The 20,403-nt window shown below is 40.3% G+C and carries 19 protein-coding genes and 2 pseudogenes; 9 read left to right on the forward strand and 12 right to left on the reverse strand.

The window, feature by feature from the left end:
• Positions 1–35: 35 nt before the first annotated feature.
• Positions 36–956 carry a LysR family transcriptional regulator gene (locus J582_RS07075; protein ID WP_032047602.1) on the reverse strand — a complete coding sequence of 307 codons (921 nt, stop codon included), beginning with the start codon at positions 954–956 and terminating at the stop codon, positions 36–38.
• A 125-nt stretch (positions 957–1,081) separates the two neighbouring features.
• Here J582_RS07075 and J582_RS07080 point away from each other — a divergent pair, with 125 nt between their 5' ends.
• The 5 genes from J582_RS07080 to J582_RS07100 all read left to right on the forward strand — a co-directional run bounded on the left by J582_RS07080 (position 1,082) and on the right by J582_RS07100 (position 6,637).
• A complete protein-coding gene (locus tag J582_RS07080) occupies positions 1,082–1,819 on the forward strand; it encodes an SDR family oxidoreductase (protein ID WP_032047603.1) in 738 nt (245 codons plus the stop codon).
• Positions 1,820–2,056: 237 nt separating this feature from the next.
• Positions 2,057–2,566 (forward strand): rhodanese-like domain-containing protein, encoded by a 510-nt coding sequence (locus J582_RS07085; protein ID WP_000992245.1) that lies wholly within the window; start codon positions 2,057–2,059, stop codon positions 2,564–2,566.
• Between the two features lie 18 nt (positions 2,567–2,584).
• A complete protein-coding gene (gene epsC / locus J582_RS07090) occupies positions 2,585–3,526 on the forward strand; it encodes a serine O-acetyltransferase EpsC (protein ID WP_080746801.1) in 942 nt (313 codons plus the stop codon).
• A gap of 242 nt (positions 3,527–3,768) precedes the next feature.
• Positions 3,769–4,701: a family 2A encapsulin nanocompartment shell protein gene (locus J582_RS07095; protein WP_001107594.1), complete on the forward strand. Its 933-nt coding sequence runs from the start codon at positions 3,769–3,771 to the stop codon at positions 4,699–4,701.
• On the forward strand, positions 4,676–6,637 hold the full coding sequence (locus tag J582_RS07100; protein WP_032047605.1) for a family 2A encapsulin nanocompartment cargo protein cysteine desulfurase: 1,962 nt from the start codon (positions 4,676–4,678) through the stop codon (positions 6,635–6,637). Before J582_RS07095 ends, J582_RS07100 begins: the two co-directional genes overlap by 26 nt.
• 262 nt (positions 6,638–6,899) lie before the next feature.
• Here the strand turns inward: J582_RS07100 and J582_RS27225 are convergent.
• Positions 6,900–7,020 (reverse strand): annotated as a pseudogene (locus tag J582_RS27225) (hypothetical protein).
• Between the two features lie 88 nt (positions 7,021–7,108).
• Positions 7,109–7,747, reverse strand: coding sequence for a LysE family translocator (locus tag J582_RS07105; protein WP_032047607.1), 639 nt, complete (start codon positions 7,745–7,747; stop codon positions 7,109–7,111).
• Between the two features lie 91 nt (positions 7,748–7,838).
• On the opposite strand from J582_RS07105, the gene J582_RS07110 reads away from it, so the two are divergent.
• Together J582_RS07110 and J582_RS25790 are read left to right on the forward strand one after the other, a co-directional pair.
• Entirely contained in the window at positions 7,839–8,774 is a 936-nt protein-coding gene (locus J582_RS07110) for a LysR family transcriptional regulator (protein ID WP_031960362.1), read from the forward strand.
• Between the two features lie 77 nt (positions 8,775–8,851).
• A pseudogene (locus J582_RS25790) lies at positions 8,852–8,972 on the forward strand (hypothetical protein).
• Between the two features lie 37 nt (positions 8,973–9,009).
• Here J582_RS25790 and J582_RS07115 read toward each other — a convergent pair.
• The 5 genes from J582_RS07115 to J582_RS07135 all read right to left on the reverse strand — a co-directional run bounded on the left by J582_RS07115 (position 9,010) and on the right by J582_RS07135 (position 12,898).
• A complete protein-coding gene (locus tag J582_RS07115) occupies positions 9,010–9,876 on the reverse strand; it encodes a cysteine ABC transporter substrate-binding protein (protein ID WP_032047608.1) in 867 nt (288 codons plus the stop codon).
• An 83-nt stretch (positions 9,877–9,959) separates the two neighbouring features.
• Positions 9,960–10,820, reverse strand: coding sequence for a transporter substrate-binding domain-containing protein (locus J582_RS07120; RefSeq protein WP_032047609.1), 861 nt, complete (start codon positions 10,818–10,820; stop codon positions 9,960–9,962).
• A 29-nt stretch (positions 10,821–10,849) separates the two neighbouring features.
• Complete coding sequence (locus J582_RS07125; protein ID WP_004747520.1) at positions 10,850–11,581, reverse strand: amino acid ABC transporter ATP-binding protein; 732 nt, start codon at positions 11,579–11,581, stop codon at positions 10,850–10,852.
• A 2-nt stretch (positions 11,582–11,583) separates the two neighbouring features.
• Positions 11,584–12,249 (reverse strand): amino acid ABC transporter permease, encoded by a 666-nt coding sequence (locus tag J582_RS07130; protein ID WP_000418067.1) that lies wholly within the window; start codon positions 12,247–12,249, stop codon positions 11,584–11,586.
• Positions 12,239–12,898, reverse strand: coding sequence for an amino acid ABC transporter permease (locus tag J582_RS07135; protein WP_032047610.1), 660 nt, complete (start codon positions 12,896–12,898; stop codon positions 12,239–12,241). Before J582_RS07135 ends, J582_RS07130 begins: the two co-directional genes overlap by 11 nt.
• A gap of 64 nt (positions 12,899–12,962) precedes the next feature.
• Between J582_RS07135 and J582_RS25795 the strand changes: the two genes are divergently transcribed.
• The gene (locus tag J582_RS25795) at positions 12,963–13,067 is read left to right on the forward strand and encodes a hypothetical protein (RefSeq protein ID WP_079378143.1); all 105 of its coding nucleotides are present in this window, start codon (positions 12,963–12,965) and stop codon (positions 13,065–13,067) included.
• 115 nt (positions 13,068–13,182) lie between these two features.
• Here J582_RS25795 and J582_RS07140 read toward each other — a convergent pair whose 3' ends face one another.
• From J582_RS07140 to J582_RS07150, 3 genes are all read right to left on the reverse strand, one after another.
• Complete coding sequence (locus J582_RS07140) at positions 13,183–13,467, reverse strand: GNAT family N-acetyltransferase (protein ID WP_001025680.1); 285 nt, start codon at positions 13,465–13,467, stop codon at positions 13,183–13,185.
• A 143-nt stretch (positions 13,468–13,610) separates the two neighbouring features.
• A complete protein-coding gene (locus J582_RS07145; protein WP_017392948.1) occupies positions 13,611–14,570 on the reverse strand; it encodes a response regulator transcription factor in 960 nt (319 codons plus the stop codon).
• Positions 14,567–18,031: an ATP-binding protein gene (locus J582_RS07150; protein WP_032047611.1), complete on the reverse strand. Its 3,465-nt coding sequence runs from the start codon at positions 18,029–18,031 to the stop codon at positions 14,567–14,569. The genes J582_RS07145 and J582_RS07150 overlap by 4 nt, the downstream gene beginning before the upstream one ends.
• 195 nt (positions 18,032–18,226) lie before the next feature.
• Between J582_RS07150 and J582_RS07155 the strand changes: the two genes are divergently transcribed.
• Entirely contained in the window at positions 18,227–19,843 is a 1,617-nt protein-coding gene (locus J582_RS07155) for a purine-cytosine permease family protein (RefSeq protein WP_032047612.1), read from the forward strand.
• A gap of 58 nt (positions 19,844–19,901) precedes the next feature.
• Here J582_RS07155 and J582_RS07160 read toward each other — a convergent pair whose 3' ends face one another.
• Positions 19,902–20,357 (reverse strand): Lrp/AsnC family transcriptional regulator, encoded by a 456-nt coding sequence (locus J582_RS07160; protein WP_000376211.1) that lies wholly within the window; start codon positions 20,355–20,357, stop codon positions 19,902–19,904.
• Positions 20,358–20,403 lie beyond the last annotated feature (46 nt).

Raw genomic sequence — 20,403 nt, forward strand, 5'->3', positions numbered from 1 at the left:
ATATCATTCAGTTTTTGACTTACCCGCAAGATATTTCATTTTTGCGGGTATTCAAAGTTGGCAAAATACCCCGTATATAACTCATTCAGCCAAGCGACAAAAACTCGTACGCGTGGCGAGAGCTGCCGATGCTGCGGATATAGTGCAGAAACTGACATCTTCGGGATTTTCCACTCAGATAAAACCTCAACTAGTCGCCCATTTTTTAATTCATTTGCCACATGGTAGCGCGGTACTTGAATTAAGCCAGCCCCTTGTAAGGCAGATAATACATAGTTTTCAGCGTCATTTACCGCGATCCAACTTTTCAAAAAATAATCTTGTTTTTTGCCATTCACCATCAATTCAAATGGATAATTCCGCCCGCCTGATGTCGAAAAGAAATTGACACAATAATGTGATAACAACTCTTCTGGTTGCTCTGGCATTCCATGTTTATTTAAATAGTCAGGACTCGCACAAATCACTTGTGGCATATCCACCAAATGTCTAGCAATTAAAGTGGAATCATCTAAACGGCCCGCTCTCACCACACAGTCTATCCCTTCCCTAATCAGATCAACCAAGCGATCACCCGTACTAATTACCAGTTCAATGTCGGGGTACAACTCGTGAAATTGATCGATATTGGGTAAAACAATTTTAGTCGCATGTGCGCCTGATAAATCGACACTTAATAAACCACGGGGCTGAGCAATTACATTGCGTAAAGATGATTCGGCATCATCGAGTTCCGATAATATTTGTGTACAGCGTTCATAAAATGCCTGTCCATCTAGTGATGGTCTTACATGCCGAGTCGTCCGCTCTAATAAACGGCACTGTAAATTACTCTCTAACTCTTTAATGGCATTACTTGCTGTAGCACGTGGGATATTCAGTTGATCGGCTGCCTGACTAAAGCTTCCCAGCTCTACGATGCGGGTAAAAAGTTGCAAGGTATCAAATTTATCCATAACGCTATCTTTTAACCCTATCCATTATTAATGCATATGGAATTATCTTATCCAATTCTAACGATTTATCCCATATTTCTATATTATTAAAATAAGCCATACTTACTCAAACAGGCAATCTAAAAATGAATATTTCAAGAAAAACAGCTCTGGTTACTGGCGCATCACGTGGTATTGGCCGTGCTATTGCAGAACGTTTAGCTCAAGATGGCTTTTATGTGATTATTAACTATGCAGGGAATAAGGTGCATGCCCAAGCCACTGTAGAACACATTATTGAGCAAGGTGGTCAAGCTTCAGCTATTCAAGCTGACGTTGCAAATGAACATGAAGTGAGCCGTTTGTTTCAAGAGGCAAAGGCCATTAACGGTCAGTTAGATGTAGTCGTTCATAGCGCAGGCATTATGCATATGGCAAAAATTACACCTGAAAGCCTGCCAGATTTCGATACAATGATTCATACCAATTTGCGCGGTGCTTTTTTAATATTAGCGCATGCAGCCGAAACAGTGCCAGATGGTGGTCGGATTATTGCGCTTTCAACCAGTGTAATTGCTAAATCTTTTCCTTTATATGGACCGTATATTGCTTCAAAAGCTGGTGTCGAAGGTTTAGTACATGTCTTAGCAAATGAGTTACGTGGGCGCAATATCACTGTAAACGCCGTTGCTCCCGGCCCGACAGGCACTGACCTTTTTTATAATGGAAAAACTGAAGAGCAAGTGGCGGCTATTGCAAAACTCGCTCCCTTGGAAAGAATCGGAACACCTGACGAAATTGCCAGTGTAGTTGCCATGCTAACTGGTCCAGATGGAAGTTGGGTAAATTCTCAAGTCATTCGAGTAAATGGTGGATTTGCTTAATTTTAAAAACTGTGCGGATTATTTTAATCTGCACGGTTTTTACTAAATAATAAAATTTATTAAATCTATTTTACTTTAATAACTTTATAAGATTAACTAATACTGTTTTATATAAAATATTCACCGCTCTTATTTATCAAAATAATATATATAAATAGATATTCCTTATTTTTGCTTATATTTAAAACCGCGTAAATTGATCCTTAACAATCTGAATCAAAGATAAGGATATATTCAATGAACGCTAAATTAAATACTGAAACTCCACAAAGTTTTATCTCAAATGGTTCAAATACATCCTTTTCGGCCGAAGATATTCTTGCTAAAGCACAGCAATATGCACAAGAACACGAACTAAATTTTAGTGGCAGTTTATCACCTGTTGACGCATGGCAACTCGTACAACAAGGAGAAGCTGTTTTAGTTGATGTGCGTACCAATGAAGAACGTAAATTTGTGGGTTATGTCCCTGAAAGTGTTCATGTTGCTTGGGCAACAGGCACATCGTTTAACCGTAATCCACGCTTTTTAAAAGAACTCGAATCAAAAGTTGGCAAAGACAAAACCATTCTTTTGTTATGTCGTAGCGGCAACCGTTCAGCACAAGCTGCCGAGGCCGCATTTAATGCAGGTTTTGAGCACATTTATAACGTTCTTGAAGGCTTCGAAGGTGATCTAAATGATCAGCAACAGCGTAATCAGAAAAATGGCTGGCGCATCCACCAACTTCCTTGGCAACAAGACTAATACTCTAATCAATTTTCAGTGAATCAAGGAAAGCTTGTGACTCAATGGAACATTAATGTGGTTGTACAAGGTTTACAACAAGCAAGGCATGACTGGCGTCAGCAACAGCACAGAACAAAAGAATTTGGGGGCCGCGAACTTCCATCTAAAGAAGCTTTAAAGGCCATTTTAGATGACCTGTGCGGCATTTTATTTCCAATGCGTTTAGGCCCTGCTGACTTACGCCAAGAAACTGAAGATTCTTATATTGCCTATACTTTAAATCGGGTACTCACAGCCTTACATGCGCAAGTACAACTGGCTTTGAATTATGAGGCAAAACGTCATTTGGGCCATTCAAGCACAGTCCAGCAACCACAAGAACTTGCCCAAACTATTGTTCAGGATTTTGCCAACACTTTGCCCTCTATACGACGCCTTTTAGATGGTGATGTACGGGCGGCTTATGAAGGTGATCCAGCAGCACATAGTGTAGATGAGGTACTACTCTGCTATCCGGGCATATTTGCGATTATTTATCACCGAATTGCGCATCAGCTCTATGCTCAAGTGCCTTTATTATCTCGCATTATTTCGGAGTTAGCTCACTCTGCAACAGGTATTGATATTCATCCGGGTGCACAAATCGGTAAAGGCTTTTTCATTGATCATGGTACGGGTGTGGTGATTGGCGAGACTTGTGTGATTGGGGAACGCGTTCGTATTTATCAAGCCGTGACCCTTGGAGCAAAACGCTTTGAAACCAATGATGATGGTGGTTTGAAAAAAGATTATATACGCCATCCGATTGTTGAAGATGATGTCGTGATTTATGCAGGCGCGACTATTTTAGGCCGTATTACGATTGGTCGAGGGTCCATTATTGGGGGAAATGTCTGGCTTACGCATAGTGTTGCAGCAGGTAGCCAGATTTTACAGTCACCAAATGAGTCTTATCAAAAAAATCATATTGCCGGTTAAAAACTATAGATGTGAAATAAATAGATAAGGAGACAAATAAAAAAAGAAAACGTGCAGATTAATAAAATGCTTATTTCTAGTTTAAATATATTTTTATTTAGAAAATAGATAACTCATTAATAAGCTCAGTATTTAAAAAATTTATAACGCGATTTTAATTTTAAAACCAGAACTAATTCTAGTTTATATGCATCCTAGAATTTTTATTTTCAAAAAGCCAATGTAATAAGGAAAAATGATTCATGGCGAAAAATACAGACAAAGCCCAACTTGCACTTGGGGACCATGCGGCCCGTCAACTGGCCAATGCAACCAAGACAGCTCCCCAGCTTTCTACAATTACTCCCCGCTGGCTGACTCACTTACTTCAATGGATTCCTGTTGAAGCAGGTATTTATCGCCTAAACCGTGTCAATAATACCGATGATATTCAAGTAGCTTGCACACAACGTGATGAAGCAACTTTACCTCAAACTTTCGTCGATTATGATCCAGAACCACGTGAATACTTTTTAAATGGTGTATCTACTGTTTTAGATGTGCATACACGCGTTGCTGACCTTTACAGCAGCCCACATGACCAAATTAAAGAACAGCTCCGTTTAACCATTGAAACTATTAAAGAACGTCAAGAAAGTGAGCTGATCAATAACCCTGAATACGGTTTATTGGCTAGTGTGACAGATGACCAACGTATTTCGACCTTAAATGGCCCACCTACTCCTGATGATCTTGACGATTTGCTACGTAAAGTCTGGAAAGAACCAGGATTTTTCCTAGCACACCCGGATGCGATTGCAGCATTTGGCCGTGAATGTACACGCCGTGGTGTGCCACCTCCAACGGTTAGCTTATTTGGTTCGCAATTCATTACATGGCGCGGTATTCCACTTATACCATCAAATAAAATTCCTGTAGAAGATGGCAAAACTAAAATCTTGCTGCTTCGTGTAGGTGAAAAGCGTCAAGGGATTGTTGGTTTGTTCCAACCGGGTCTTGCGGGTGAACAGTCACCGGGGCTTTCAGTACGCTTTATGGGAATTAACCGTAACGCGATTGCGTCGTATCTAATCTCGTTATATTGCTCACTTGCAGTATTAACAGACGATGCGTTAGCAGTATTAGATGATGTGGAGGTGGACAAATATCATGACTACCCAGTTAACTACAAGTGATCTGCCAGGTAGTTCAACGGGGCCTGAAGTGACTGGTGTTAACCCACCAGCCAACTTCCCCGATGAGTCCACCATTGCTCGACTTGCTAATGAGTTTTTTTCAGCATTACCAAGCTCAAGCAATTCGACTTCTCCATCGGGCCTTAACTTGGACTTACCTGTCGGAGCGCCACCTCACCCACCGCAACCGGGTGAACCATTTTCTGCACTCAGTGGTCGTGCGCCCAATATCGCTTTTCAGAAAAGTCTCAATCCGGAATATCCTGAGCATATTCCCAATTTGCCAGACTACCCTGAACGCCGAATTGTAGCGTCTGCGCCTGTGGTGGGTGGAGCCAATTTGCCACACCCACCATTTGAACCACATTTGCCACAAGCTGCTCATAGTGAACCAAATGTGCCGCGCATTGAACCCAGCTTACCCACTGGTGCAGGTGAATCACCTTATTATTTTTTAAATGATTTTTCTGCCCCCACTGCAGCAGAACCATCTGTTAGAGGGGTTGAAGATAATTATTCGGTTGCGCAGTCTTTTCAGTTGCCACATGGTGACCAGCTAAAGTCCTTACTGACGGAAGATCGTTTTGCAACGAAAACGCCTACCCAAAGTTCGGCAAGCTCTGCATTTTATTTTTTAGACTTGCCTCAAAGTGGACAAAGTTATAGTCACTATCAACCATCGCAACCCACTTTTGTAGCAAGTAGTGCTCAACCACTCGATGTGCATGCCATACGTCGCGATTTTCCAATTTTACAGGAACGCGTCAACGGTCGACCTTTGGTCTGGTTTGATAATGCAGCTACTACACAAAAACCGCAGCGCGTGATTGATCGGATTGCTTATTTTTATCAGCATGAAAACTCAAATATTCACCGTGCTGCCCATGAGTTAGCGGCTCGTGCAACAGATGCCTATGAACATGCAAGAAATGTAGTTGCCCGATTTATTGGTGCACCCTCTTCTAAAGAAATTATCTTTGTTCGAGGAACAACCGAAGGCATTAACCTGATTGCAAAAACATGGGGTGAGCAAAATATTGGTGAAGGTGATGAAATTATCGTTTCTCACTTAGAACACCATGCCAATATTGTGCCTTGGTATCAACTCACTAAAAAAACTGGAGCGAAATTAAGAGTCATTCCTGTGGATGACACGGGCCAGATTATTTTAGAAGAGTTGCCAAAACTGATTAATGAGCGCACTAAACTGCTATCGATTACTCAGGTTTCGAATGCTTTAGGCACAGTCACACCTGTTGCTGAAGTGATTAAAATTGCACATGCCAAAGGTGTACGCGTTTTAGTTGATGGTGCTCAATCTGTTTCGCATATTCCTACCGATGTTCAAGCTCTTGATGCAGACTTTTTTGTGTTTTCTGGACATAAAGTGTTTGGGCCAACAGGTATTGGCGCGGTCTATGCCAAACCAGAGCTGCTAGAAAGCATGCCTGTCTGGGAAGGCGGCGGTAACATGATTCAGGATGTGACCTTCGAACAGGTAGTTTACCAACCTGCACCCAATAAGTTTGAAGCTGGAACTGGCAACATTGCCGATGCTGTCGGATTAGGCGCTGCGCTTGAATATGTCGAAAGTCTAGGCATTCATAACATTGCTCGCTATGAACATGATCTACTTGAATATGGTCAAAATGCACTGAGCAGTGTGTCTGGTTTACGCTTGATCGGAACCGCACATCACAAAGCCAGTGTAATGTCCTTTACTTTACAAGGCTATTCAACCGAACAAGTCGGTAAAGCTTTAAATCAACATGGTATTGCTGTACGTTCTGGTCACCACTGTGCACAGCCAATTTTACGTCGTTTTGGTGTAGAACAGACCGTCCGCCCATCTTTGGCTTTTTATAATACAACTGAAGAAATTGATTTATTGGTTTCGGTGTTACATCAACTGACGCGTAATAGGCGTAGTAATTAAATCTATTTTTAGACTAGAAAAGACTGCTTTTGAGCGGTCTTTTTTATGGATTATTGATTGAAGCTACTTTAGCTCAAAAGTTATATATGAAGTAACAAGTCAAAGTAGCTATCACAGAGGAGTCTTATTATTTTAATTTCGATTCCTAGATTAGCCTTCGGCTCGAGCTAAGAGTTATTAATACTCTAGACAATTTAAAGTAATTATCACGGCAGAGTCTTATGATTTTAAATTTGATTTCTGGATTAGCCTTCGGCTTGAGCTAAGAGTCATCTACAGCCTGCCCATAATTTATAAAAATAATGTTTTTGCAACATTTCCTGATAAATGAAAACAGTGAACAGGTTCTGTAGATGACAAAGTTTTTTGGTTACTTTTTCCAAAAAAAGTAACAGAATTAGCTACTTTATTATGACCTATAAACGGTAAGACTCCGTCGCGCTAACCCATCCACTTATAAATAAAACCAACTTAATTAAACAATCCCCAAATCAATCTCAATGCAATTCCAATTAATAAAACTCCCATTACCCGTTCAAAATAAACCCCAAACTCCAAAAACCGTTTACGTACAATAGGCTGTGCAAACAGTACGCTCACCACCATAAACCAAATGGCATTGACCATACACATCCATACCCCATAAAAAACCTGAACTTTCATCGGTGTGGCCGTACTTACAATCGTCGTAAAAATTGCCAGAAAAAAGATAGTGGCTTTGGGGTTTAACGCATTGGTAAGAAAACCCATTGTAAAAGCTTTAAATAAGCTCGGCGCATCACTATCTGCTTGGCCATTAATCTCAATATTGGTATTCGGCTGGCTACGTAAACACTGCCATCCTAAATACGCTAAGTAAGCCGCCCCCGCTGTTCTGATCAGAGACATGAGCCATTCACTTTGCTGAATCAAGAAGCCAATACCAACAAGTGTATAAAACACATGTACTGAAATCCCGACACCAATACCAATTGCAGTTAGACATCCAATCAAATAACCATAACGTACGCTTTGCCTTACCGTAATCACAAAATCTGGTCCCGGTAAAATCACCGCCATAAAGTGAATAAGAGCTAGCGTTAAAAACTCATGTCCATACAACTGCCACATAACAATTTAATTTCCTGAAAATCACCTAAAAGATTGTATTGCGATTTTTTAGACGCGATAATCTAATTAAAATCCAAATAACTTTTGCCTCATGAGCACCAATCAAAGTCTGGTTCTGTTAAATGAAATGGCGACTTTCGTTAAGGTTGTCGAGTCGGAAAGTTTTTCTGAAACGGCCCGCCAGCTTGGTACAACACCTTCTGCTGTAAGTCGTGCGATTGCTCGTTTAGAACGTGCTTTAGGCACCCGCTTACTCTATCGGACCACACGGAAACTTCGTTTAAGTGAAAGTGGACAACAAGTCTATCAACGTTGTTTAGATATGGTGAATGCTGCACAAGCGGTCATGGAAAGTTCAGGCCAATTTCATGTCGAACCCGAAGGTATTATTCGTATGAGTGTTCCGAAAGCTGTGGGGCATTTTATGATTCATCCGCATTTACCCGAGTTTTTAGAACGCTACCCGAAAATTGATATACAAATGCTTTTAGAAGATCGCTATGTAGACCTGATTGATGATGGAGTAGATTTAGCACTTCGAATTACAGAGCAACCACCGGGTGGCCTTATGGGTCGAAAGCTGATTGATATTGATCACTTGGTTTGTGCCACACCTGAGTATTTGGCCAAGCATGGCACACCGAACCACCCTCATGATTTAAAGCAGCATGAATGTATTTACTTGGGCGAACAAGCCAGTGACTCAAAATGGAAATTTCAGCAAGGAAACAAATCGATCAGTGTGGCTGTGCGTGGGCGTTATGCTGCAAACCATACGGGTGTGCGTTTGAGTGCGGCATTACAGCATTTAGGCATTGCAAGCTTGCCATACTTCGTTGCACGCCATGCGCTACAACAAGGTACCTTAGTTCAGGTTTTACCCGACTGGTATTTTAAGACCTATTATAGTGGCGGGCTGTGGTTACTTTATCCACCGACAAGGCATGTCCCGCCTAAATTGAGTGTGTTAATTCAATATTTGGCAGATAAATTAGCAGCAGAGCCGACTTTATTTAAGTTAAAGTAATATAGAGTCAAGGAATTAGCACGATGGAATCCTACCTTTTAACCTCTAAAGCAAGCAGCTAATTCTGTTACTTTTTTTTGAAAAAAGTAACCAAAAAACTTTCTCATCTACAGAACCTGACCACTGTTTACATCTATAAAAAATATTGCAAAAAACATTATTTTTAAAAATTATGGGCAGGCTGTAGATGAATTCTAGCACGAGCAAATCCTATCTAGAGTCCTCTTTATTAGAATTACTCAACCAATAGATCTTTTGGATTAATCGTATCGCCATAGACTGGTTTTAACGTTTTTTCATAAGCCTGATGAATTACACCTTCTTTCGCCAGTTTCTCTAAATCTTGATTCAACCAATCCAGTAACTCTTTATCACCTTTTTTCACTGCTGGTGCAATTAAGTCCTGTTCACCTAAATTGGTAATGCCAACGGTGTAGTTTGGATTTTCTTTAGCCCAAGCTAAAACCAGCAAGTTATCATGTGCAAGCGCAGCACCACGACCATCTTTTAAAGCATCAAAAGTTTCAGTGTTTTGCTCATATTTTTGTAGTTTAATTTCAGGGTGAGTCTTGGTGAAGAATGAATCAGCCGTTGTACCTTTGTTCACCAACAAAGTTTTATCTTTCAATTGAGCGACATCAGTAATCGGATGACTTTTAGGAGAAACCACACCTAGTGCCACTTTCAAATAAGGTTTAGCAAAATCGACCACTTCCTTACGTTCTGGTGTAACAGTAAAGTTTGCAAAAATAATATCTACTTTATTGGCTTTTAAATATTCGACACGGTTAGCTGCTTCAGTTAAAACAAACTCAACTTTGTTCTCATCACCCAGCAGATCTTTAGCGACATGCTTAGCAATTTCTACATCAAAGCCCTGATTTTTGCCTTGAGCATCTAAATATCCAAACGGCGGTTTATCACTAAATACGCCAATTCTTACCACGCCATTCTTTTTGATCTGTTCAATACTCGACACCTTTTGTGTGGTATCGGCCGCTTTTTCAGTAGAATGAGTTCCTTTGTCACATGCAACCAAACCTAAACTCAGTAAAGAGGCAGCTAAAATATGTTTCACGTTTTGAAATGTTAATGTTGTCATTATTTCACCCTATCGTTTTTGTAAAAGTCTTATTTAAAAATAGCAGCGCCTACTTTTAGGCACTGCTCTAGCGATATCGAAAATTATTGGCCTACATCTAAAAACACATTTGGATTGACCGAGTCACCGTAAATTGGCTTCAAGGTTTCATCATAAATTTTCTTAATTTCACCGCTTGTTCTTAGCTGCTTAATTTCAGTATTGAGCCAATTCAATAATTGGGTATTGCCCTTTTTAACTGCTGGTGCAATAAACTCTTGATCACCAATAGACTGAATACCTGCAACATAACTTGGATTCTTCGCGGCCCACGCCAAAGCATATGTACTATCTTGTGAAATTGCGTCACCACGACCGTCAGTTAAAGCTTTGAAGGCATCCGAATTTCTTTCAAACTTGAGTAAATTTACTTTCGGATAATGCTTGGTAAAGTAGGTATCCGAACTTGTGCCTTTATTGACAATTAAAGTTTTACCTTCTAATTGAGCAATGTCGGTAATCGGCTTGGCTTTAGGCGAGACAATACCAAAAGCACCTTTTAAATAAGGCTCAGCAAAATCGACAACTTGCTTACGTTCTGGCGTTACCGTAAATGTCGCAAATACCACATCGGCACGATTTGATTTTAAAAACTCCACCCGATTTGAAGCTTCAGTCACAATAAACTCAACTTTCTTTTCATCACCGAGCAAGTCTTTAGTCACGCGTTTTGCTAGAGCCACATCAAAGCCCTGATTATTACCCGCACTATCTACAAAACCAAACGGCGGATCATCAGCAAAAACAGCAACGCGTAGAACCCCATTTTTTTTGACTTGTTCTAAAGAATGGTCTTCTTGACTATTGTTTGCCTGTTCAGTTGATGGCGTTTTACTACATGCAGTTAACAACACCCCAGCAACAGCAAGACTGCTTAATATTTTTATTGAATTACGTTTAAACATTCACTTCCTCATGATTCAAATAATAAAATTTAGTATGACAAAATATTTAAGAAAGCTTTCGCTCGTTCTGTTTTCGGCTGTTCAAAAAATTCTTCTGGTGAAGCCTGTTCAATAATCTTGCCCTTATCCATAAAAATAATGCGGTCAGCAACCTTACGGGCAAAGGACATCTCATGTGTCACAATTAGCATCGTCATTCCTTCATTCGCCAATTTAAGGACTACATCAAGCACTTCTCTGACCATTTCTGGGTCAAGCGCAGCAGTAATTTCATCAAGTAAAATCACTTGAGGTTGCATGACCAGTGAACGGACAATGGCAATACGCTGTTTTTGTCCACCAGAAAGTTGTCGTGGATAATCAAGTTTTCGCTCAAACAGTCCCACTCGCTTTAACAACTCATCTGCTACTTGTTCTGCTTCGTCGCGATGGCGTTTTTGTACTTTAAGTGGCCCGAGCAAAATGTTGTCAATAACGTTCATATGCCCAAATAGCTCATAGTTCTGAAAAACCATGCCAATTTTTTGACGAGCATTAGTCCAGTCCACATCTTTACCGAGCACACCTGAACCGGTTAAACGGATTTCACCGCCCTGAATCGGTTCTAGGCCATTAATACAGCGTAATAAGGTACTTTTACCGCAGCCCGATGGACCTAAAATAACAACCACCTCTCCTTGTTCTACATCCAGATCAATGCCCTGTAAAATATGACTTTGTGCAAATGATTTCTGTAATTGTTGTATCGATAACAAAGGCATAATTACTCCCAGACCTTTTCTAAATGTGCTGCCAAACGAGATAAGGGATAGCAAATCAGAAAATACAAAATAAAAATAAAGCCATAAATCCAAAGAGAAGCGCTCGGCACGGTCAACAGCGAATTTTCAATAATTTGCTGGCCAACTTTAATGACCTCAACCACACCAATCAGGACTGCCAAAGAGCTGGTTTTCACCATTCTCGTAAATAAATTAATCGCGCCTGGTGTTACTCGTTTTAGACTTTGCGGAAAAATGACATAGACCAAAGCTTGAACATGGGTAAGTCCAAGCGCATAAGCCGAATCGCGTTGATGCTGGTCAATTGAAGTAATGGCTGCACGAACCAAATCGCCCATTTCTGCCGTACCCCATAAAACAAACACAACAACACACACCCACATTGCTGAAAACTGCCAGTTAAACCATGTCGCAAAGCCGAAATAAAACACGAACAGCAAAACTAAAATTGGAATGATTCGAATGGCTTCTAGATACAGGCGGCACAGCGCTTTAACGACTATGTTTTTAGAAGTCATAATGACGCCGAAAACTGTGCCAAAAATTGCAGAGAAAAACACCGAAATAAAAGCAATTTTTGCAGTTGCCCAGAGTCCCCACATTAAGCGTTCGAGGTGACTCGCTTGAAATAGATAATCAAGTTCCATGGCTCACCTTCCGACTTCTGTGCTCCAGATAACTGGTTAAAATAGACACGGGCAATAAAATAATCAGATAAGCCATGATGAGTAAAAACAGAGCTTCGGTGGTTTTATAATCCATGCCAATTAAGTCTTTGGTCACAAAAAGTAGCTCAACGACAGCAATCGCACTGACCACAGAACTTTCTTTAATTAGAAATAGGCAATTTGCCCCTATTGCCGGAATTGAAATAGCCAGTGCTTGAGGGAAAATGACATATCTAAAAATCTGAATGGGTTGCAGACCAATACTTTTTGCTGAGTCAATTTGCCCTTTTGCCACAGACTGTAAACCTGCTCGGAAAGCTTCAGCCATATAGCTTCCGCCTAAAAAGGTCAGTCCGATTACACCGCAAGTGAAACCATCGATTTTGATACCGAGTTTTGGCAAACCGTAATACAAAAAGAACAGTTGGATTAATAAAGGGGTATTTCGAGATAACTCAATATAGAACTGGGCAATTCTATTTAGTACCCGCACGCGATATGTGATTAAAATGCTGCAAATCAGCCCTACAACAATCGCCAAAATAATGCTGATAATTGAAATTTTCAGCGTGGTCAAAGTTGCAGAGAAAAATTGCGGCAACACACTATGGATATACTGCCAGTTCAAGGAAAATTCCAACAAATAATATTAAAACGTTATAAATATTTAGCTTTCGTCAGCCATTAAATATTTGTGTAACGAGTTTATTTTTTTCCCAATTGGTCTAAAACTATTTTTATTAGATAAGCTTTTCTATAAGTTTGATAAATTCGATCTGGCAATCGAAAAGTGTTAAATCAGTTGAAGACAACCGCTTAAAACATATTCACTAAAACAAAGATGAATAATAAAATCAATAAAAAATCGGACACCAATGCCCGATTTTTATTAAATGATTTTCAATTTATTGCTTATTTTCTAAGTACATCACCAATACTTGGGTCTTTATCAAAAACCGATTTAGCATATGGGCAAAGCGGAATTACTTTTACGTCTTTTTCACGAACAAAAGCTACCAAAGCATCAAGTAATTGGCGACCTACACCTTGTCCACGATAATTTTCGTTTACATCTGTGGCATCAATAATTAGCATGCTTTCGCCTGCCCATGTATAAGTCATTTCACCTGCAACGGTTTCACCATCAAGTAAGCTAAAGCTGCCGTGTTTTGTATCATCTTTTTGTTGAATATTCACAATGAATTCCTCGTATTATGACTCATATTTATTTAGAAATGACTTTGTATAATCTTTATCTATAAGAACAAATTTAACTGTAAAAAAATAGCCTATTTTTAGCAGTGAGTCTGTATGCTTTTTAAATACAATCTTCAATTTACTTAATGAAACTCTTGTACCAAGCTATTAATATGCGCCACCGCAGCAGTTCGGTTTTCAACACAAAGTTTTTCAAAAACATGCTCTAAATGTTTGTTCACCGTCCGTGGACTCAGCTCCAAAATTTCTGCAATATCTTTATTGGTTTTCCCCAGCAACAACCAGTGCATGACTTCTGCCTCACGTTGAGTCAACTGTGGGCAATATTTCAAAATATCAGCCATTTCCAAAGCTGGTGTAGAAGTTTTTATCTGGATAAGATAATTTTTAGCCACACTTGGCTCGGTCTCCCACGGCGTGAGCAATAAAAGCTGTAATTGCTGAGATGGTGTCGAATAAGAACAGCTGGTTAATTTTTTGGGATCTTTTTCTTGCTCTAAGTCTGAAAACCAAGCTTTTAAGCCTGCCTCAAAACCCTCTAATTCAGGTAAATATTGATTCAGTAAATCGCTGGCTTTTTGAGTTTTCCAAACAATTTTACCGTGAACATCTAGCGCGAGAATGGCTGTTTCCGTTGCATCAATCACCTGTTTTTGTTGTTGCAATAGTTTGGCATGTGCCAAATGTGTTTTTACCCTTGCTAATACTTCTTCAATATTTAGAGGCTTGGTTACATAGTCCACCCCACCGACCTGAAAACCACGCACAATATGTTCTGTTTCCGACAAACCTGTCATAAAAATAACTGGAATAAACTGCGTAATTGGACTTGCTTTAAGCTGTATGCAACTTTCAAAACCGTCCATATGTGGCATATTGCCATCGAGCAAAATCATATCTGGTAAGCATCGATGAGCTATTTCAATTGCACTTAACCCATCAGTTGTGACAAGCACGCGATAACCTGCCTGATCCAGACTTTCATGTAGCAAGCCTAAATTTTCCGGCACATCATCCACAATCAGAATAACAGCCTGCTCGTTTGGCGAAGCTTGCTGAAAAGAAACATGTTGCGTACTCATTGCTTATCCTGAATCAATCGTTGCGCGTGTTTTAAATCAAACTTTTGAATAGCCTGTTCAAGCTGTTCCCATAATTCGTTATGATCTGGAAAATTTTGACGGCATTGCATTAAAGTCTGTTGAATTCCTCGAATATAGCCCTGCCCAATTAAATCATTTAATTGTTGCAAGCTTTGCGGTAAATCAAGCAGATCATTATTTTCCGGTTGTGTAATTAATGTATGAACAGTGGCTTGCTCCTGCTTAAACACCTTTACATCAAGTGCTTGAACTTCATCATTTTCAAGGTTTGCATCTGATTTAGAATCAATCCACACCAAGCCTAACTTGTCTCCAATTTTACTCAGCAACAAATTAAGATCGATTGGTTTTAGCATAAAGTCTTCACTTAAGACCGCATCTTGTGGATTGACTTCGCGCTCGCCTGCATTGGCGGAAATAATTAAGATCGGCACATTGGTAATATTATTCTGACGTAATAATCGTGCTGTTTCCCACCCGCCCATCAAAGGCATATTTAAATCCATCAAAATCAGATTAGGTTGGAAAATAGGTACTCGTCTTAAACAGTCAATGCCTGACTCGGCTTCTTCAATTATAAACCCTAATGGTTTTAGAAAATTAGCAACCAAACCTCGGTCCACCGCTTCATTATCGACAACTAAAATTCGTTTTCGCTCGCCTTGATAGCCTGTAATCTGGTTGGAGTAAACATTAGAAATTGGATGAACCACTTCTTTTGAAGGTAAATAAAACTTAATCTTAAACTGAGAACCCTGATTGAGCTGACTAGCCACCGATAACTGCCCGCCGAGTAAATCAACTAATAATTTTACAATTGGTAGTCCGAGTCCTGTTCCGGTAAATCCGCCTTGCACGACATTGCTGCCCCGTTCAAACGGGTTAAAAATTCGTTCTAAATCTGCCTCGGCAATGCCGCAGCCCGTATCTCTAATTTCAAAATAAGCTGTTTGGAAACGGTACTCAACTTTCAAAGTAATTGTGCCGCTCGTCGTAAATTTTAAAGCATTGCCCAGCAAATTGATGAGCACTTGTTCTAAGCGTTTTTTATCGGTACGGACATAGTGCGGTAGGTTCTCTCCAATTTCATAAACAAACTGCAAATTCTTCTGTTCAAACTGTGGCTGAAACATTTGAATAATCTGTTCTATAAAATTAGGGAAATGAACATCCACCACATTTAAAGAAATTTTGCCTGTTTCAATGCGTGCTAAATCTAGTAAACCGTCAATCAGTGAAGTTAAATGCTGCCCACTACGGCTAATCACCCCGAGCGCCATTTTGCCTTGTTCTGAAAGCTGCTCTTGTTTTTGAAGTAATTGGCTATAGCCTAAAATACTATTTAGGGGTGTCCTTAGTTCGTGGCTAATACCAATGACATAACGGCTTTTGGCATCATTGGCCCGTTCTGCTGCTATTCTGGCATCTTGTAAGTCTTTTGAAGTGACTTCATGGGCAGCAATTTCATCAATCAATAATGCTGTTTGTTGATGCGTTTCGATTTCGGCATTACGGCGGCTTTCATCGTTTAACACGAGCCACCATGCAGCAACGCTCATCAATAAAAATAAAATCGTGTAAATTTTGACAAATAGCGTAAATAACTGTGGAACGGCTGCCGCATTAATGGTTTCTAAATAAGTTTTTTCTTGGATATAAACCAGACTTAAACTTACTGCCAGAACAATAGATAACCCCAGAGTCAGTAGTAAATACAAACTGACCCTGCTATTTAAACGGCTAGCCCAACGTTCTGGTAAATAGTGCCAAATGGCTTTTTTGAGTTGTACCGACCAACGTGCATCGGGTTTACATAAATCGTGACAGCGTGCTTCAAGTGAACAGCATAGAGAGCAAATCGTACCGTTATAGGCTGGGCCCCCCGCCATATCGGCAAGCTCATAGTCCCTTTCACATACCACGCAGTTAGCAACCGAAGTTGCCTGAATTTTTTCAGGCTGACGTGCAATGTAATATTTGCCTTTGGTTAGGTAAGCAATAACAGGAACGCATAGCACCGCACTCCCCAAAGCAATAAAACTCGCCAAGCCTTTCGCCATGTGTCCGAAAAAGCCCACGTAACTCAACATCGATAACACTGAAGCGATGAGTAACGCGCCTACACCTACGGGGTTGATGTCATATAAATAAGCACGGCGAAATTCAATTCCTTTCGGGCTTAGACCTAAAGGCTTACAGATAATTAAATCGGCGACAACGGCACCAATCCATGCCAAAGCGATATTGCTATATAGTCCCAAAATGCGTTCAACCGCATGGCTAATGCCCATTTCCATCAAAACAATGGCAATAAACACGTTAAAAAGAAGCCAGACAATTCGTCCCGGATGACTATGAGTTAAACGGGCAAAAAAGTTAGACCATGCCAATGAACCAGCGTAGGCATTGGTCATATTAATTTTAATTTGCGCCAAGCAAACCAGTGCTAGAGTCAATATTAACGCTAGCTGAGGATTTGGAATAAATTGTTGATAGGCAACCCAATACAGATAAGTCGGATTGTCTAGTTCAGATACAGGAATAAATAGCTGAAAAGCTAAAACCATCAGCAGCATGCCCATCAATACTTTTAGAAATCCAAAAATAATCCAAGATGGGCCACCTAAAAAAACGGCAAAACGCCATGCGGTTCTGTTCTTTTCTTTCTGCGGTAAGAAACGTAAATAGTCGGCCTGCTCACCAATTTGGATCACAAATGAAAAAATAAGAGTGCACGCCGCACCAAAGTAATACAGGTTAAAATCGGTTGAGTTTGAAACCGCCCCAACAAAATGCAAGCTGCTACTTAAAATTTGTGGCTGCTTCCAAAGTACAAAAAGCCACGGTAATAACAGCAATAAGAGCCAGATTGGCTGAGTGACTGCCTGAACTTTATTAATAAAACCAATGCCTTTAACCACTAAAGGCAAAATCACTAAGGCAGAAATTAAGTAACCAATAACTTGTGGGATACCTAAAGCAAGCTCAAGTGCCATCGCCATAATGGCGGCTTCAAACGCAAGTAAAATAAAGGTAAAGCTGGCATAAATGAGAGATGTAATGGTCGAGCCAATGTAGCCAAAACCTGCACCACGAGTAAGCAAATCGACGTCTACATTATATTTTGCAGCGTAGTAACTAATCGGCCAACTGGTTAAGAATATGATGGTACATACGACAATTGCTGCCCATAACGCATTGCTAAAGCCATATTGCCAAAGCATGGTCGCCCCAATGGCTTCCATCGCTAAAAAGCTAACGGTCGAGATTGCGGTATTGGTAACAGTCCAAGGTGACCATTTTCTTACTGAGGTAGGTGCATAGCGGAGCGCATAATCTTCGATACTTTCATCTGCTACCCAAATATTATATTCACGGCGTGTTTTGATCACACGTTGTGGCGCTTGTTGGGGGCGTGAAGAATCTGGCATAACACTCATGTTTGGCATATGGCTGCATTAAACCCAGCAATCCTTATGCCAAAAGTCATTTATCATGGCGATTTTTTCTAATACGCACATATACGCAAAATAACGTATTTTCAATTTTTCCCAAAAATCACACACTCAAAACCATCAAAAAGCAATGATCAATATTTGTGTTGATTGACCGAAAATGATTGGGAGATTGATGTTATGAGTGTATCTGAACATCCAAATCTGGACACTGTGCAAGGTACAGATTCACAAAAAGCAGTGAATGAAACCTTAGAAGATTATACTTTACGTTATGCTCCACACAGCTTTCGGCGCTGGAGTCCCAAAGTTGTCGCTATTACTGCACTTGGTGGTATTGCCTATCTTGCTGACTTTTCTATTGGCGCCAGTATTGGTATGTCTTATGGAACAACCAATGCTGTTTTCTCCATTTTATTTGCAGCGATTATTATCTTCTTAACCGGCATTCCTTTAGCCTACTACGCAGCGCGCTATAACATCGACCTTGACTTGATTACCCGCGGTGCAGGTTTTGGTTATATCGGTTCGGTCCTGACCAGTATCATTTTCGCCAGTTTCACCTTTATTTTCTTTGCCCTTGAAGGTTCAATCATGGCGCAAGGGTTATTGCTCGGTTTAGGCATTCCGCTTTGGGCAGGTTATCTCATCTCAACTGTTATGGTCATTCCACTCGTCATTTACGGCATGAAAGCTTTAAGTAAATTACAAGTCTGGACTACCCCACTTTGGCTCGTTCTAATGATTGGTCCTGTGGCCTATCTGATTTACCAAGAACCTACCTTAGTTAGCCAGTTTGCAACGTTTACAGGTCATGAAGGTTTTGCACCTGTAGATATGGCAGCGATCATGCTTGGTGCGGGTATATGCTTATCCCTAATCATGCAAATCGGTGAGCAAATTGACTACCTACGCTTCATGCCTGCAAAAACAAAAGAAAATAGTAAAGCATGGTGGGCTGCAGTTATTTCAGCAGGTCCGGGCTGGGTGATTTTAGGGGCGATTAAACAAATTATTGGGGCATTTTTAGGTTTCTATTTACTCACTAAAATACCGGGCGTAAACAGCACTGAACCTGTTCAACAGTTTAATGCGGCGTTTCATGACATGCTTCCGGGCTGGGCGGCTTTAACACTTGCGGTTATTTTGGTGGTTATTTCTCAAATTAAAATTAATGTGACCAATGCTTACTCTGGTTCCCTTGCATGGACAAGTGCCTATACTCGTATTAGCAAACATTATCCGGGACGTATTGTCTTTGTGATCGTAAACTTGGCAATTGCACTTGCCTTAATGGAAGGCAACATGTTTGCGGTACTAGGTAAAATCTTAGGGTTCTATTCAAACTTTGCGATTGCCTGGGTTGTGGTGGTTGCAACAGATATTTCGATCAACAAATATGTTTTAAAACTTTCACCAAAAGAACCGGAATACCGCCGTGACATGCTCTACAACGTAAATCCTGTTGGTATGGTTGCGTTCCTTGTATCAGCAGGCTTATCAATTGCAGCATTCTTCGGCTTACTGGGTAGTTTCCTAGCGCCTTACTCTCCAATTATTGCGCTTTTACTTGCCTTTGTATTAACACCAATCATGGGCCTACTAACCAAAGGAAAATACTACATCAAGTCACACGATGACGGCGTTAAAGAACCACGTTACGATGCTGAAGGTACACCAGTAGCAACTGTTTATCACTGCCGCGTATGTGAGCAAGGCTATGAGCGTCCAGATATTATGTTCTCTCACAAACATAACGGTACAATTTGTTCTTTGTGTAAAACACTCGATGCTTAACTCCCTTACCAATTAAAAAAAGAAGCTTTAAAGCTTCTTTTTTTATATCTGATGATTCTTAGCCAATCGGAAATAAACGTTCAGGCACTACATCTTTCATCACAATGGTTGAGATGAGCCTTTGCACACTTGGAATAGCAGATAATTTTTCATCGTACAAACGCTGAAAAGCCGGCAAATCTTTAGCGACCACATGTAGCAAATAATCTGGTTCACCAAATAAGCGTTGGGCCTGAATAATTTGCGGGATATCAATTACGGCATTTTCAAACTTCTCTACTGCCTGTTTATCACCTTCTTTAAGCGTAATAAAAACAATCGCTGAAAACTCAAAACCGACTAAGTTTGGGTCGAGTTCTGCCCGATAGCCTTTGATAGCTCCCGACTCTTCTAAAGCCTTCACTCGTCTGTGACAAGGTGAAATGCTCAAACCAACTTTTTCTGCCAATTCAGTGATAGATAATCGGCCATTTAATTGCAATTCAGCAAGAATCTTTTTATCTGTGCGATCCATTTAGAAAAATTTACCCCAAATGTATGTGATATGAGCAAACATTTAA

It is taken from the genome of Acinetobacter sp. 1566109 (assembly GCF_000582255.1).
GTDB lineage: Bacteria > Pseudomonadota > Gammaproteobacteria > Pseudomonadales > Moraxellaceae > Acinetobacter > Acinetobacter nosocomialis.

What these genes read in the sequence shown, in the direction of transcription:
- J582_RS07075 (WP_032047602.1), bottom strand. Translation starts at nt 956, where the DNA reads ATGGATAAATTTGATACCTTGCAACTTTTTACCCGCATCGTAGAGCTG.
- J582_RS07080 (WP_032047603.1), top strand. Translation starts at nt 1,082, where the DNA reads ATGAATATTTCAAGAAAAACAGCTCTGGTTACTGGCGCATCACGTGGT.
- J582_RS07085 (WP_000992245.1), top strand. Translation starts at nt 2,057, where the DNA reads ATGAACGCTAAATTAAATACTGAAACTCCACAAAGTTTTATCTCAAAT.
- J582_RS07095 (WP_001107594.1), top strand. Translation starts at nt 3,769, where the DNA reads ATGGCGAAAAATACAGACAAAGCCCAACTTGCACTTGGGGACCATGCG.
- J582_RS07100 (WP_032047605.1), top strand. Translation starts at nt 4,676, where the DNA reads ATGACTACCCAGTTAACTACAAGTGATCTGCCAGGTAGTTCAACGGGG.
- J582_RS07105 (WP_032047607.1), bottom strand. Translation starts at nt 7,747, where the DNA reads ATGTGGCAGTTGTATGGACATGAGTTTTTAACGCTAGCTCTTATTCAC.
- J582_RS07110 (WP_031960362.1), top strand. Translation starts at nt 7,839, where the DNA reads ATGAGCACCAATCAAAGTCTGGTTCTGTTAAATGAAATGGCGACTTTC.
- J582_RS07115 (WP_032047608.1), bottom strand. Translation starts at nt 9,876, where the DNA reads ATGACAACATTAACATTTCAAAACGTGAAACATATTTTAGCTGCCTCT.
- J582_RS07120 (WP_032047609.1), bottom strand. Translation starts at nt 10,820, where the DNA reads ATGTTTAAACGTAATTCAATAAAAATATTAAGCAGTCTTGCTGTTGCT.
- J582_RS07125 (WP_004747520.1), bottom strand. Translation starts at nt 11,581, where the DNA reads ATGCCTTTGTTATCGATACAACAATTACAGAAATCATTTGCACAAAGT.
- J582_RS07130 (WP_000418067.1), bottom strand. Translation starts at nt 12,249, where the DNA reads ATGGAACTTGATTATCTATTTCAAGCGAGTCACCTCGAACGCTTAATG.
- J582_RS07145 (WP_017392948.1), bottom strand. Translation starts at nt 14,570, where the DNA reads ATGAGTACGCAACATGTTTCTTTTCAGCAAGCTTCGCCAAACGAGCAG.
- J582_RS07150 (WP_032047611.1), bottom strand. Translation starts at nt 18,031, where the DNA reads ATGAGTGTTATGCCAGATTCTTCACGCCCCCAACAAGCGCCACAACGT.
- J582_RS07155 (WP_032047612.1), top strand. Translation starts at nt 18,227, where the DNA reads ATGAGTGTATCTGAACATCCAAATCTGGACACTGTGCAAGGTACAGAT.
- J582_RS07160 (WP_000376211.1), bottom strand. Translation starts at nt 20,357, where the DNA reads ATGGATCGCACAGATAAAAAGATTCTTGCTGAATTGCAATTAAATGGC.